Source organism: Candidatus Atribacteria bacterium (assembly GCA_011056645.1).
In the GTDB taxonomy this organism is placed as follows: Bacteria; Atribacterota; Phoenicimicrobiia; order Phoenicimicrobiales; family Phoenicimicrobiaceae; genus Sediminicultor; species Sediminicultor quartus.
On the sequence record DSEL01000035.1, the window covers coordinates 1 to 14,846 of the forward strand.

Below are 14,846 nucleotides of genomic sequence, written 5' to 3' on the forward strand. Positions count from 1 at the left end.
AATAAATACTCACCCCAAATGCATTTATTAATACAGGAGGAAGGGGTGCAAATTTAGGATTTTTCACTTTATAAGTTAAATAGGCAGCAATTAAAGTACAAAAACTCCCTCCTATTATATCTACCATTCCTAACCCCCCGTAAGCATTTGCTAAAATACAACCTAAAAATAATCCAAGAATTGCTGATTGGTCTAAAAAGGGAAGAACTACTAAAGCTTCAGCAATTCGAACCTGAATAGGGCCGTAACTTATGGGAGCAAATATAATATTAAGCACCACGTAAATCGCTGCAACCATGGCAACACGTATTAGAAAGTTTAGCTTAAGCATATGGAAATATCCCAATAGTAAACGTAATAATTTTTGAAATTATAACATAGTTTATTTTATATTAAAAGAGGTATACTAAGACTCCTATCAAGTATTCAGTGAAATACTATTCTAATTTTAATAATATTTTATGGTATAATATAAAAGATTCGACTATCGCTTATGGTGTGAATAAAAACAAAAAAAAATATAATGGCTTATTATACAAGCCCCATAAAGAGCTTGATAAATCTATCTTCTGATTAAAAAAAATCATCTTTATTGTTTTTTCCATTCTGGACAGTGTACTAAAACGAGAGATAAATCAACCTACTACGCGGTACACAATTTACAACTTAAAAAGGGAGTTTTAGCTTGTCACAAAAAAATAAAGCAAAAATATTTTACAATATTTCCTTATCCCAAAAAATATTTCTGGTAATTATAGTCTTTTCCTTGACCTTTTCTATTACTTTTATCGGACTCTCCACTATTAATAATCAGAAAATATCTGAAATGGTTCAAGAAAACAAATTCTTAGATGCTATAAATAGCAAAGTTTATGATATTAATGGCGAAATCATCACCGAATTTTATCAGGAAAATAGAAATCCGGTTCCACTTTCCAAAATTCCTTCAAATTTAACTAATGCTACCATTGCTATTGAGGATTCGGATTTTTATAAACACAAAGGTATTAATATCCGTAGAATTCTAATTGCTCAATTGGAAAATTTTAAAGATCTGATTTTCTTATCTAGTAAAGATAACAAACCTCAAGGAGGCAGCACAATAACCCAACAATTAGCTATAAATACTTTTCTTACTCGAGAGATTAGTTTAAATAGAAAATTAAAAGACATTTTGTTAGCCTTACAAATAGAACGATCTTTCACTAAAGATGAAATTTTAGAAATGTACCTAAATGAAATATACTTTGGTCATGGGGCTTATGGAGTTCAATCTGCTGCTAAAATGTATTTTAATAAGAATGTACAGGATTTAGATCTTGCAGAGTGTGCATTACTTGCAGGAATCCCACGTGGTCCTTCCTATTATTCGCCCATTCTTAATCAAGAAGTATCCTTAAGAAGAAGAAATATCATATTAGACAGAATGTTTAAATTAAAATATATATCTAAAGATGAAATGGAAAAAGCCAAACAAAGCCCCCTGGAACTTGATTATAATAATAAAAGAGATACCTTTACAGCTCCCTATTTTTCTACTTTTATTCTTTCTCAGCTATTAGAAGAATATGGAGCAAATATAGTATATAAAGGTGGACTAAAAATTTATACCACCTTAGATTTAGAAATGCAATATTGTGCTGAAAAAGCATTACAAGAATCTGGACGTGAAGGAGCAATAATAGCCATTGAACCTCAGACAGGTTATATTAAGGCAATGGTAGGAGGAAAAGATTTCGGAGAAAGTAAATTTAATAGAGCTACTCAAGCTTACCGCCAACCCGGCTCAGCCTTTAAACCATTTGTCTACCTCACTGCTTTGGATAATGGATTTACTCCCAGTAATATTGTAGAAGATTCTCCGATTACTTTTGAAAATGGATGGTCTCCTGAAAATTACGAAAAAGAATTTAGAGGTCCTGTTACCCTTAGAGAAGCATTTGAGCAATCAATAAATGTAGTAGGAGTAAAATTACTAGAACAAGTGGGTATAAAAAAAGTAATCAATTATTCTCATAAAGCAGGGATAACAAGTGAACTCCGCTCAGATCTTTCTTTAGCCTTAGGTACTTCAGAAATCACTCCTTTGGAAATTGCTTCAGCATATGCTACTATTGCCAATTTGGGAGTAAAGATTGATCCTATTTCTATCATTAGAATAGAAGATAGTAAAAATAATATTATAGAAGAGAATATTATTCAAAAAAAGACAGTATTTAAAGAAGAGACTTGTTATGTACTTATTAACTTGATGATGGGAGTAATTGAAAGAGGAACTGGTTTTAATGCAAAAATAAATAGGCCGGCAGCAGGAAAGACCGGGACTACCAATGAATTTATTGACGCTTGGTTTATTGGTTTTACTCCGGACTTAGTTTCTGCGGTTTATATTGGAAATGATGACAGAAAACCTTTGGGAAATAGAATGACTGGTGGTGTGGTTGCTGCCCCAATTTGGACTGCATTTATGAAAAATGCCCTTAAAAATGATGAAAAAAAAGATTTCTTACAACCAGACAAAATAATTAAAACATCTGTTTGTAAAGAATCTGGGCTTTTACCAACTAATTCTTGCCCGGAGATACTAACAGTCACTTTTATAAAAGGTTCAGAACCTACATCCTCTTGCACCGTTCATCAAAAATATTTTGAAATGCCAAAAACAGAAGAATATCCGGAAATTAAGAAACCTTATTATGAAGAAATTGAAGAAATTAAGGAAAAATATGAAGAAAAACCCACAGAAACTGAAGAAAAGACTGAAGAAAAAGAAGAAACTCTTCAATCTTTAATAGAAAAACTTAGAAAAAAACACCCAAAATAAGATAAGTAATTAATAGCGCATACCCTATTCATGATCCATAGGATCCAGTAGTCTAATAGTTATTTCAATTTCGTAAATCATATCTCGTTCCATAGTGTAGAGCGATTGGATTTAGTGAGAAAGACACCCAAAGAATTTGTCAATAAGAGAAATTTATTTTTCGATATACACCACTGTAACCCCTGTCCCCCCTTCTTTTGTGCCTCCAATCCTGAATGATTTAATATAAGGAATTTTATCTAACATTTTTTTTACCTCATCCCTCAAAATACCCTTACCTTTTCCATGAATTATGTATACCGGTGAAACTCCCAACATATAAGCGTCATCCAAATATTTTTCCAACATCGGCCTCGCTTCTTCAACAGTTAATTGACGAATAGAAATCTCATTTTTAAAAGTTTTTATTTTGGATAATGAAAAACTATCCTTTCTACTTAAACCACTATCAAAACTATTTTCAATATGACTATATTTTTTCGTTTTCTGATCAATTTGATCTATTTTTTCTATGTCGAAAGTTGGAACCAGCATCTTCATATTATCAATTTGAATCTTATATTTTTCATTTTTAGAAGAAACAGAAAGTATTGTCCCTTTCTTATTCAAACTCTTAACTAGTACACTATCTCCTATTTCAATATTTTGATTTATTATTAATTCTTTCTCCGGCTTTATTTTCACTATCTCCTGTTGTATTTCCTTGCTAATTATTTGTATTTCTTCCAACAAATTACCTTTAGATGCTTTACTTAAAAATTTGTGCTTATTCAACCTCTCCATTACCTTTCCAGCGCTATCCTGCGTTTCCTTTAATATCTTTTCTGCTTCCTGATAGGTTTTTAGAATTATCTCTTTTCTACTCTCCTCAGCTTTATTTAATTCTTTTTCTAATTTATTTCTTAAACCCACACTCTCTTCTTTGATAATTTCTATTAAATTTTTTTCCTTCTCAATTAGTTTTCGGTCTTCTTCGATCTTTTCAATTAAACTATCTGCTTTTATTTTTTCCTGGGATAAAAAGCTCTGAGCTTTTAAGACAACCTCCTTTGATAAACCTAATTTTTGAGCAATGATAAAAGCGCAACTCTTACCAGGCAATCCAATAGAAATCTCAAATGTTGGCTTCAAGGTTTCTTCATTAAATTCAACGCGTGCATTACATACTCCCTTAGTTAAATATGCGTAGGATTTCAAAGAATCGTGATGTGTCGTTGCTATTACCCTGGAATTCTCCTTGCTCAAGAAATCTAAAACTGCCATACCTAAAGCTGCTCCCTCTGTTGGATCAGTTCCTGCACCTAATTCATCAAGCAATACAAGAGATTCAGAATCAGCTTCTCTTAAAATTTGAACGATATACTTCATATGAGAAGAAAAAGTACTCAAATTTTGTTCTATACTTTGTTCATCTCCTATATCGCAAAATATCTTTTTAAAAATAGAAACCTCGCTCCCTTCTGCAGCGGGGATATGTAACCCACATTGAGCCATAAGAGTAAGTAACCCTACTGTTTTTAAGGTAACTGTCTTACCTCCTGTATTGGGGCCAGTAATGACTAAAATATTAAAAACTTTTCCCAAATTTATATTAATAGGAACAACACGATCCTGCAATAAGGAATGTCTTGCCCGGATAAGGTTAATAAGCCCATCTTGATTTAATTTTGGTTCTATTGCTTTCATTTTTTCGGCTAATAATGCCCGAGCATAAATAAAATCAATTTCTCCTAGATTCAAGACGCTATCATTAATCTCTTGTGCTTTTTCCCCGATAAGAGAGGTTATTTTTTGAAGAATTTTTAATATTTCTTGTTCTTCGTCCTTAATTAATTGACGAAGCAAATTATTTAGCTCTACCACCATATAGGGTTCAATAAATAAAGTAGCTCCACTATCGGATTTATCATGCACTATTCCCGGAAATTTTGCCTTTTTTTCTTGTTTTACAGGTATCACATACCTATTTTGCCTTACAGTAATTAAAGGTTCTTGAATAATAGTGGCAAATCGGGAAGACCGGATAATAGTTTCCAACTTATTTTTAAGTATTTGTTCTTTTTTTATTATATCTCTTCTAATCTTCCTTAACTCTGGGCTCGCCCGATCTAAAACTACTCCATCCTCATCTATACATTGGATTATTTCCTCCTCTAATTCGAAAAAAGTCTGTATTTTTTCCGCCCTCTCTCTAATTAAAGGATATTTTTCCTTAGTTTTCAATAAAAACTTTTTAATCAAGCGAGAGGTTTTTAATGCTTTTAAAATTTTTATAATTTTTTTTGAATCAAGAATAGTTCCCTTAACTGCAGACCTTTTTAGTTCACTACTAATATCTTCCAATCTAGAAAAAGGAGGGGTTCCGTCATAAAAAATAATTTCCCTCATTTCGGTTGTTTCTCTTTGAGTAATAAGAATTTGCTGTAAATCAAGTTTAGGTGTAATATTCTCTATGATTGCTTCACCACTGGCAGTGGATATTTTTTCCCTTAATTGATTTTTAATTTTTGAAAATTCTAAAACTGATAAAGTATGTTCGTTCAAGATATATTTCTCCTTATAAATTAGATCTTAGCAAACAGCTATTGGTATTGAATTAGCAAGTTAACCGGTTTGTTAGTAAGTTATTTTAGCATTTATTTCAATAAACTTATCTCCTAATCAGCCAACTAAGCAACTATTACTATCTTGCCTAATCGGTTCTTGATACGATTCTTCTTTATTATACATGATATAGGACATTCTATTTACTAATTATAGTTAGGGAAAATTCCTATACAAGTAAATTAAGATTGAATTTTTTAAGAAATTCTTCCGTATTAAACTGAATGCTCAAAGGCAGCCAATCCTTTAAATAATCGTAGACAATAGCAGTCATAACTGCAAATCTATTAGCTAAAAACGAGCTTTCTAATTGTTCCTTCAGAAAAAGCGGTAAAGGGATAAAGGTAATTATAACCAATAAAATTCCCACAATCAGACAACCTTTGGTTAAACCAAACAAGGCTCCTCCTAAACCATCGATCCAGGAAACAAAGAGTAAGGAAAATATTTTTTTTAAAAAAACTTCAAACATTCTTGCGATCAGAACAACCATTAAAAATATTAGAACAAAACCTAATATATCTGCTATTTCCCTGCTTAGTTGGTAATGTGAATTTATGTATTCTCCAACCTCTTTACACCAAAAAATTGCCAGAAAAATTGCCGTCGCAATTCCTATTAGATTAATTACTCCTCTGATAATACCGCGACGTATACCAATAATCATATTTAATAAGATTATTAGTATTATTGATATGTCTATCCAATTTATAGCCGCCATGAGTATTTCCTTCTAATTAATCGTAAAGGCTGTTTAGCTGATTCATTAGTTAATTAATCGATTTGATTTTATTTTCATAACTAGGTAACCAATTAACCCCCCTAACTAAATACGAGATAAGAATAGGGTTTTGTGTTTTTTGTTTTTCGTTTTACACCTTTATTGTTCTCTTATTTTAGCACCAAATTTTTCTATTAGCTTTTCTCTGATTTTTTTAAAGGTATTTCCCACTTCCTGGTCTGTCAAGGTACGGTCTTCGGCTTGAAAAACCACAGAGTAGGCTAAACTCTTATAACCATCACCAATTTGGCTTCCTTTAAATATATCAAACAAAGTTACTTTTTTAATTATCTTTTTATTAATAGATTTTATGCTGTTAATAATATCAGCGGAAAGGACCTCTTCTTTTATTATCATAGCCAAATCTCTCTGAACTGAAGGATATTTTGGTAAAACACAATATTTGATACCGGTAGGAATATTAGGTAATAAATTTTCAAAATCAATCTCAAACAAATTTACTTTCCCCGGGATACGATAATTGTTTGTAACTTCCGGATGTACCTCGCCAAAGATACCTACTTCTTCTCCTCCTACAATGATCTTAGCATTCCGTAGAGGATGAAAAGTAGGGTGATTTCCGGGAATTACTTCCCAATTTTCCACTTTTAAACTCTGAAAAACTACCTCGATTATACCTTTGATATCAACAATATCTAAAGAAAGTGATTTTTCCCAAACATTTCCCCGGCCGATCTTATTTATTGCCCCGGCTATTATTAATTTTTCTTGAGGTAAGGAATTTTGTTTATCAGCACAAGGTAAGTATATTTTACCTATTTCAAATATTTTAACCAACTCCGCTTGTCGATTAGTATTCCATTTAATAACTTCTAATAAACTTGAAATTAAAGAGGTCCGCATTAAAGATTGGTCTATGGTCATAGGGTTTTTAATTTTTATGGCACTCCTTAATTTATGCCCTTCGGATATTCTTATTCTATCAAAAATATCAGGAGAAACAAAACTATAAGTTATCACTTCGTTTAAACCACACCCGATTAATGTTTCCCTTGCCTGATCAATTACCCTGAATCGGATATTTTTTCCCTCTTGGGCAATTGTATGGTTAAAGAGAGTAGGCTTTATCTTATCGTAACCATAAATTCGAGCAATTTCTTCAATTAGATCTATTTCTCCTTCCACATCTCCTCTAAAAGAAGGAGGAATTACTTCGATATATTCTCTTTTATCTTCTACTACTTTAAATTCTAATTTATCTAAAATATTAATAATTTTACTCTTTGTTTTAGCTTCATCTTTATCTAGAAGCTGTCCCAATATTCTATTAACTCTTTTTATTCTTAAATTTATCTTGAAGGGATGAAATAATTTTTTATTTGTGTCGATTTTCCCTGAGCTTATTTTTCCCATAGCAATCTTATTTATCAAATCAGCAGCTCGGTCCAGGGCATATATTTGCACTCCTTTATCTATTCCTTTTTCAAATCTGTTTGAAGCTTCAGTTCTTAAGCCAAATTTCGCAGCGCTTCTTCGATTATTTACTGAATTAAAATAGGCTGATTCTAAAAATACATTTTTAGTGTTTTGATCAATTTCAGAATGCTTTCCTCCCATTATTCCGGCAAGAGCTATAGGTTCTTTTGTATCAGCGATAACCAAACTTTTGGAAGGTAACTGTCTTTCAATACCATCTAAAGTACAGATAGTTTCCCCCGTTCTGCTTCTTCGAACTATAATGGTCTTCCCTTTAATCAAATCAAGATCAAAGGCATGAAGCGGCTGTCCTGTCTCCATCATAACGAAATTAGTAATGTCTACTATATTATTTATCGGTCTTGCCCCTAATAATCTTAACTTCCATTTTAGCCACAGGGGCGATTCATCTATCTTTATGTCTTTTATTACTCTCCCGGCATAACGAGGACACAAATCTTCCGCTTCAATTTTCACAGTAATATCTTTTTCAATTCTTTCATCTTCTTCTTTTATCTTTATTTCAGGAATTTTAAGCTTCTTATCGATAATTGCTGCTACTTCTCTAGCTATTCCTATTATGCACATTAAATCAGGACGATTAGAATGTATTTCAAAGTCAAATATAGTGTCGTCAAACTTTATTATTTTCCTTATATCTTCCCCCAAAACAGCATCTTTTTCTAAAATTAATATCCCGGGTGATTTCCCCGGTTCAATACCCAGTTCAGAGGCTGAACAGAGCATCCCTGAAGATAAAACATTTTTAAATTTTTTATTTTTGATAATTCCTATCTGGGGTAATTTTGCTCCTTCCAAAGCCACTGCCACTTTATCAGAAACTTCCATATTTTTTGCCCCACAAACTATTTGAAGTACTTCCTTTTTTATGTCTACCTGACAAACAGATAATTTTTTATTTTCAGGATATTGCTCTATAGTGATTATCCTGCCCACTACTACTCTTTCTATCTCGGTAGATATATTTTCCATCCTCTCTAAAATGATGCCATTTAAAGTCAATCTTTTAGCAAGCTCTTCTGCTGATAAATCTATATCAATATATTCTTTTAATAAATTATAAGAAACCTGCATTTTCTCTTCCTCCTTAACTCGTATTACGTACCGTGCACGTTAACGTCTAGTGTAAGATTAGTTAGAAAAACCTCAAAACGGCACACCGTGTTGCTCCTATATACTAACGACTATTCATTAACGACGACTTTAAAATTGTTTTAAAAATCTTAAATCATTTTCAAAAAATAAGCGGATATCATTTATGCCGTATTTCAGCATGGCAATTCTTTCTGCCCCCATTCCAAAGGCAAAGCCTGAATATTCTTCCGGATCATAACCAACCATCTCTAATACTCTTGGATGTACTTCTCCTGCCCCCATAATCTCTAACCAGCCAACATAACCACAAGATTTACATCCTTCGCCTCCACATAATAAACAAGATACATCCACTTCGGCCCCAGGTTCAACGAATGGAAAATATCCCGGCCTAAATCTTACTTTTCTATCTTTACCAAACATTCTGTGCACAAAAACGGTTAAAATTCCTTTTAAATCACCAAAGGTGACGTTTCTATCCACTGCTAACCCCTCTATCTGGTGAAACATGGGGGAATGAGTACTATCAGTGGCATCGCGCCTATAACATTTTCCTGTAGCAATTATTCTAACCGGCGGTCTCTGATTTTCCATCGTACGGATTTGTACAGGAGAAGTCTGGGGACGAAGGAGAATATCTTTGGTAATATAGAAAGAATCCTGGTCGTCTCTAGCAGGATGGTCTTTAGGAATATTGAGTGCTTCAAAATTATAGTAATCCAGCTCTACCTCCGGGCCTTCTTCCATTTTAAATCCTAAACTCAAAAAAATTTCCTCAACCTCTTTTAGCACTAAATTAATGGGATGAATGGTTCCTTTATTGATTTTTCTCCCCGGAATGGTAATATCAATAGCTTCGCCTAGTAATCTTTTTTCTTTCTCCATTTTTTCTATTTCCACTTCATGTGTTTTGAGTAACTCTTCGATTTCTCTTTTTGTTTGATTCAATAACTGCCCAGCTTTTGGCCTTTCTTCCGATGAAAGTGTTCCCAATTTTCTTAATAGAAGAGTTACCACTCCTTTTCTGCCTAAGTATGTTACCCTTAGTTTTTCAATATCTTTTAAATCCCTCGCTCTATTTAATTCAGATACAATTTTCTTTTTGATCTCATCTATTCTATTTTCCAATAGTATTCCTCCTCATCATTAATGCCATGATAAAATAGAAAAAGGTTTATAATTTTCTTCACCTTATAAAGGGACGAAAATTATAAACCTTTTCCGCGGTACCACCCTTTTTGACCTGCTTTTTATCTAGCAAATCCGTACTTTTCTCCTTATAACAGCGGAGTACTGGCAAAACTTACTTCTTAAAATTTCAGTTTGCAGTTCTAAAGTGAATTTCGGTTATCGCTTATTATAATCAAATATTAAATTATTAATAACCTACTTATCTTTATTATCACTTTTACACACGATATTGTAAGGATATCAATATGTCAAAAATAAACTTAATGAACACTTTCTTTAGCTAATTTCACCACACTAATAAATGCTTCTTGATTATTAATTGATAATTCAGCTAACATTTTTCTGTTTATTTCTACTCCTGCAACTTTTAAACCTCTTATAAACTTATTATAAGAGATACCTTCGTTTCTAGCTGCAATTCCAATTCTGGTTATCCACAACCCTCTAAAATCTCTTTTTCTAGCCCTTCTATCTCTATAGGCATAAGAAAGGGCTTTCATCATTGCTTCATGAGCAGTACGATAAAGTTTGCTTTTTGCTCCCCAATATCCCTTTGTTAATTTTAGTACTTTATTTCTCCTTCTTCTTGAGGCAACACTATTTGTCGCTCTTGGCATACTATTCACTCCTTATTTTTTTATAACCGCATTATTTTCCTGTATTTTCTCTCCCGTAATTACTTCCGTGAGTATAAATTGCGACAGGATGATTTTATCCTTCTTTTACTTTCTGATTCCTTTGTATGTAGTAAACCATATCCCCTCACCAATGAATTTCTTACTAAGTAGAGAATGAGGGAAACGGCGATTTAGTATTTAATAAAATATTAAGAATAGGGTAACAATACTTTAACTTTTTTTATCTCAACGCTGCTAACTGTAGTAGCTTTCCTTAGATTTCGTTTGCGTTTTGAAGTCTTTTTAGTTAAAATATGACTTTTATAGGCTTTTGATCGTATTATTTTGCCTGAACTACTTACCTTAAACCTTTTTGCTGAACTCTTATGTGTTTTCATTTTGGGCATATATTCTTCTTCTCCCTTGGCAATATTTAATTATTTTGGCATTAAAACTAAAGTCATATTCCGTCCTTCTAATTTTGGTTCCTTTAAAACTTTAGCTATTTCATTAGTGTGCTCAATTACGCGTTCTAATAATTTTCTTCCTAAATCTACATAATTCATCTCTCGCCCTCTAAACATGATAGTAATTTTAACTTGATTACCTTCTTCTAAAAATTTATATAAATTTTTTACCTTGAAATTGTAATCATGTTCTCCAATATTAGGGCGCATTTTTATTTCTTTTATCCCACCGCTTTTCTGTTTCTTCTTCCCAGTCTTATTTTTTTTATCCAATAAGTATTTATACTTTCCGTAATCAATAATTCTACAAACAGGAGGTTTAGCTTCTGGTGCAACTTCAACTAAGTCCAAATTGCTCTTTTCGGCAAGCTCAAGGCCTTCCTTTTTGCTTACTAATCCTACTTGTTTACCTTCAAAATCTATAAGCCTAATTTTCTCAGCCCTAATTTTTTCATTTATTCTTAACTTTGGTGTTGACTTAATTCCTATTTTCCTCCTTTACACCGTTTAACGATGGGTAATATGTTATTTTGTATACATTTTTGAATAGTTTTTAGCATAGCTTTAAAATATCATTTTACTAATTTTAGCAAATAAAAACTCACTTCTAATTTCCCTAAAATATATACAAATCGGCATTATTTTTAAGAAACTATAACATATTATGTAATTATAGTCAATATATTAATCAATGTCTAATTAGCCCACTAAATTTTACACTAACATCAATATGAATCTACGGTATATAGTGATAGATATCAAAAGTAAATATCCTTTTATTTCTGAATGCTTCATTTGCTCTCTAACTAATTATATTCACTTGTGTGAATGATATTTACACACCAATATTAAAATAGGATTTTTTCTTTAACTTCTTTTAAGGTGTATTCGATAAACTTATCTAGTTTAATCTTACCTAGGTCACCTTTTCCTCTCTTTCTTACCGAAGCAATACCCTCTTCTACTTCTTTGTCTCCAAATATTAACATATAAGGAATTTTTTCCATTTCAGCTTTTCTTATTTTGGCTCCTATTTTATCATTAATTTCGTCTAATTCTACCCTTATATTATATTGGCTTAACTTATTCAATAAATTTTTACCATACTCAATATGCCTATCAGCAATAGGCATTAATCTTACCTGAACAGGAGCTAACCACAGGGGGAATGCTCCCGCGTAATTTTCGATAAGTATCCCAATGAACCTTTCTATGCTTCCCAAAATAGTTCGGTGTAACATAACCGGTCTTTCCTTATTTCCCTCTTTGTTGATATAGTAAAGGTCAAATTTTTCCGGCATAATAAAATCTAACTGGATGGTACCGCACTGCCAGCTTCTTCCTATGCAATCTTGTAAATGAAAATCTATTTTGGGACCGTAAAATGCCCCATCGCCTTCATTAATAATATAATCTATTTTTTTATCTTTTAAGGCCTCTTCTAGACTACTCGTAGCTTTTTCCCATATTTCTTCTGAGCCCATAGCGTTTTCCGGTTTAGTGCTTAATTCCACTCGATAGGGAAAATTAAAAGTCTTATATATCCTATCTGTTAAATCGATCACTCCTTTTATTTCGTTTTCAATCTGATCGGGGCTCATATATATATGAGCATCATCCTGGGTAAAACACCTCACTCTGAATAATCCATGAAGTACCCCAGATAATTCATGCCTATGCACTAATCCTAATTCTCCCATTCTAAGCGGTAAATCTCTATAGCTATGCAAAGTGGTATTGTAAATTAAAATTCCCCCAGGGCAATTCATCGGTTTAATGGCATAATCTTCTTCATCTATTCTAGTAAAATACATATTCTCCTTATAATGATCCCAGTGCCCTGATTTTACCCATAATGATTTATTTAAGATTATCGGGGTTTTAACTTCTGTATAACCACTCTTGTAATGTTCATCTTTCCAGTAATCTTCCAAAATATTTCTTAACACCATTCCCTTAGGATGAAAAAAAGGAAATCCGATCCCCTCGTCATGAAAGCTGAATAAATTTAAATCTTTTCCTAATTTTCGGTGATCTCTCCTTTTCGCCTCTTCAAGCAATTGTAAATAGTTCTCCAGCTCGGGTTTTTTATCAAATGAGATCCCGTAAATACGTTGTAACATCTTATTTTTCTCGTTTCCCCTCCAATATGCTCCGGCAATGCTTAAAAGTTTAAAAGCTTTTAGCTTCCCCGTAGAAGAAATATGAGGACCTCTACATAGATCAATAAAATCCCCCTGCTGATATAAGGAAACCATATCATCTTCTATATCTTTAAGGAGTTCAATTTTATAATCCTCTTTTTGTTCTTTAAATAATTTTTGGGCTTCTTCTTTACTTACTTCTATCCTTTTTAAAGGAAGATCTCTACCCACTATCTCTTTCATCTTTTTCTCAATAAGTACCATATCTTCCGGGGTAAGAGAATGGTCTAGATCAAAATCGTAATAGAAGCCATCCTTGATAGCCGGTCCAATAGCTAATTTTACCTGAGGAAATAACTCTTTTACCGCCTGTGCCATAATATGAGAACTGCTATGATGGTAGATTTCTCTGCCTTCCAATGAGGCGAAAGTTTTAATTTCAATTCGATCATTATCCTTAAGGACACAATTTAAATCTTTTTCCACTCCGTTTATTAAACCAGCGACTGCTTCTTCGCCTAATTTTCGGTTTATTTTGACCGCAGCATCAAATAAAGTAGCCCCTTTATTCAATTTTATTTCCGAACCGTCTAATAAAAACACTTTAATCTCTGACATAATATCTACCTCCTTATCATTAAACAAAAAAACTCCTTGTCCTGTAAAAGAAAAGGACGAGAAGTTTAATTTAAGAATCTCGCGGTTCCACCTTTTTTAGTCAAAGTTAATTTATAAAAATTAACCAAAACCCGCTTAAAAACTCTACCGGATATTACCCGCCCAAATTTACTCATCTTTATAGAATTTCAAATTAGGGATTTTTGGTAGAAAAGGTTTTCGATTAAACTTTTATGTAGATAATTACACCTGAACAATACCTACTCTCTTTAGAAAAACTCAACCTACTTTTTTCTACTAATCTCATTTCGTTTTATATTTTAAGTGGTGGGCGGTACTGGATTCGAACCAGTGACTTCTTGCGCGTCGAGCAAGCATTCTACCACTGAATTAACCGCCCATTTTCTTAATATTTCTCATTCTAACTAAAAATTAAATGGAGGCGGCACTCGGATTCGAACCGAGGATGAAGGATTTGCAGTCCTCTGCCTTACCACTTGGCGATGCCGCCTATTTAATTTTTATAAAAATGGAGCGGAAAACGGGATTTGAACCCGCGACCCTCGCCTTGGCAAGGCGATGCTCTACCACTGAGCTATTTCCGCAAAATTTGGTGCCGAGACCCAGAATCGAACTGGGCACACGTGGATTTTCAGTCCACTGCTCTACCAACTGAGCTATCTCGGCATATAAAATCGCCCTACATAATTATATTATTAAGAAAATGGCGGGGCCGACGAGATTTGAACTCGCGATCTCCTGCGTGACAGGCAGGCGTGTTAAACCAAGCTGCACTACGACCCCTGTATGTTTATTAAAAAATTGGTAGGCGGAACAGGGCTTGAACCTGTGACCCCTGGCTTGTAAAACCAGTGCTCTCCCAACTGAGCTACCCGCCCACTTATTTCTTTTTTACTACGCAAGTGATATTATAACATCTCTATTTTTCTTTGTCTATAATAATATTAGCATAACATTTACAAATTATGCAAAAAAACTTATCTGATCGACTTATTAATAATATTAAATTAATCTATCCAATAATAT

General features: G+C 32.9%; 10 protein-coding genes and 6 tRNA genes. 1 reads left to right on the forward strand and 15 read right to left on the reverse strand.

Going from position 1 to position 14,846, the window contains the following annotated elements; genetic code table 11:
* Positions 1-331 (reverse strand): QueT transporter family protein (locus tag ENO17_01395; protein HER23710.1); only part of this gene is annotated, 331 nt, incomplete at its 3' end.
* Positions 332-685: 354 nt separating this feature from the next.
* Between ENO17_01395 and ENO17_01400 the strand changes: the two genes are divergently transcribed.
* Positions 686-2,824: a penicillin-binding protein 1A gene (locus ENO17_01400; protein ID HER23711.1), complete on the forward strand. Its 2,139-nt coding sequence runs from the start codon at positions 686-688 to the stop codon at positions 2,822-2,824.
* A 153-nt stretch (positions 2,825-2,977) separates the two neighbouring features.
* On the opposite strand, the gene ENO17_01405 is transcribed toward ENO17_01400, so the two are convergent.
* From ENO17_01405 to ENO17_01470, 14 genes are all read right to left on the reverse strand, one after another.
* Positions 2,978-5,389, reverse strand: coding sequence for an endonuclease MutS2 (locus tag ENO17_01405; protein HER23712.1), 2,412 nt, complete (start codon positions 5,387-5,389; stop codon positions 2,978-2,980).
* A 208-nt stretch (positions 5,390-5,597) separates the two neighbouring features.
* The gene (locus tag ENO17_01410) at positions 5,598-6,149 is read right to left on the reverse strand and encodes a CvpA family protein (protein ID HER23713.1); all 552 of its coding nucleotides are present in this window, start codon (positions 6,147-6,149) and stop codon (positions 5,598-5,600) included.
* A 159-nt stretch (positions 6,150-6,308) separates the two neighbouring features.
* Positions 6,309-8,741 (reverse strand): phenylalanine--tRNA ligase subunit beta, encoded by a 2,433-nt coding sequence (locus ENO17_01415; GenBank protein ID HER23714.1) that lies wholly within the window; start codon positions 8,739-8,741, stop codon positions 6,309-6,311.
* A gap of 129 nt (positions 8,742-8,870) precedes the next feature.
* A complete protein-coding gene (locus ENO17_01420; protein HER23715.1) occupies positions 8,871-9,890 on the reverse strand; it encodes a phenylalanine--tRNA ligase subunit alpha in 1,020 nt (339 codons plus the stop codon).
* A 323-nt stretch (positions 9,891-10,213) separates the two neighbouring features.
* Positions 10,214-10,570, reverse strand: a complete 357-nt coding sequence (locus ENO17_01425) for a 50S ribosomal protein L20 (protein ID HER23716.1) — start codon at positions 10,568-10,570, stop codon at positions 10,214-10,216.
* A gap of 209 nt (positions 10,571-10,779) precedes the next feature.
* Positions 10,780-10,977: a 50S ribosomal protein L35 gene (locus ENO17_01430; protein HER23717.1), complete on the reverse strand. Its 198-nt coding sequence runs from the start codon at positions 10,975-10,977 to the stop codon at positions 10,780-10,782.
* Between the two features lie 30 nt (positions 10,978-11,007).
* The gene (locus ENO17_01435) at positions 11,008-11,526 is read right to left on the reverse strand and encodes a translation initiation factor IF-3 (GenBank protein HER23718.1); all 519 of its coding nucleotides are present in this window, start codon (positions 11,524-11,526) and stop codon (positions 11,008-11,010) included.
* Between the two features lie 359 nt (positions 11,527-11,885).
* Positions 11,886-13,799 carry a threonine--tRNA ligase gene (thrS, locus tag ENO17_01440; protein HER23719.1) on the reverse strand — a complete coding sequence of 638 codons (1,914 nt, stop codon included), beginning with the start codon at positions 13,797-13,799 and terminating at the stop codon, positions 11,886-11,888.
* 325 nt (positions 13,800-14,124) lie between these two features.
* Positions 14,125-14,199 (reverse strand) — tRNA-Val (locus ENO17_01445).
* Between the two features lie 37 nt (positions 14,200-14,236).
* A tRNA-Cys gene (locus ENO17_01450) sits at positions 14,237-14,310 on the reverse strand.
* Between the two features lie 19 nt (positions 14,311-14,329).
* Positions 14,330-14,404: transfer RNA gene (locus ENO17_01455), tRNA-Gly, on the reverse strand.
* A 6-nt stretch (positions 14,405-14,410) separates the two neighbouring features.
* Positions 14,411-14,486, reverse strand: a tRNA-Phe gene (locus ENO17_01460).
* A 38-nt stretch (positions 14,487-14,524) separates the two neighbouring features.
* A tRNA-Asp gene (locus ENO17_01465) sits at positions 14,525-14,603 on the reverse strand.
* Positions 14,604-14,622: 19 nt separating this feature from the next.
* Positions 14,623-14,698: transfer RNA gene (locus tag ENO17_01470), tRNA-Val, on the reverse strand.
* Positions 14,699-14,846: the final 148 nt, after the last annotated feature.

Bases quoted from the DNA above. Each gene is read 5' to 3' on its own strand.
- ENO17_01410 (HER23713.1), bottom strand. From the start codon at position 6,149: ATGGCGGCTATAAATTGGATAGACATATCAATAATACTAATAATCTTA.
- ENO17_01415 (HER23714.1), bottom strand. From the start codon at position 8,741: ATGCAGGTTTCTTATAATTTATTAAAAGAATATATTGATATAGATTTA.
- ENO17_01425 (HER23716.1), bottom strand. From the start codon at position 10,570: ATGCCAAGAGCGACAAATAGTGTTGCCTCAAGAAGAAGGAGAAATAAA.
- ENO17_01430 (HER23717.1), bottom strand. From the start codon at position 10,977: ATGCCCAAAATGAAAACACATAAGAGTTCAGCAAAAAGGTTTAAGGTA.
- thrS (HER23719.1), bottom strand. From the start codon at position 13,799: ATGTCAGAGATTAAAGTGTTTTTATTAGACGGTTCGGAAATAAAATTG.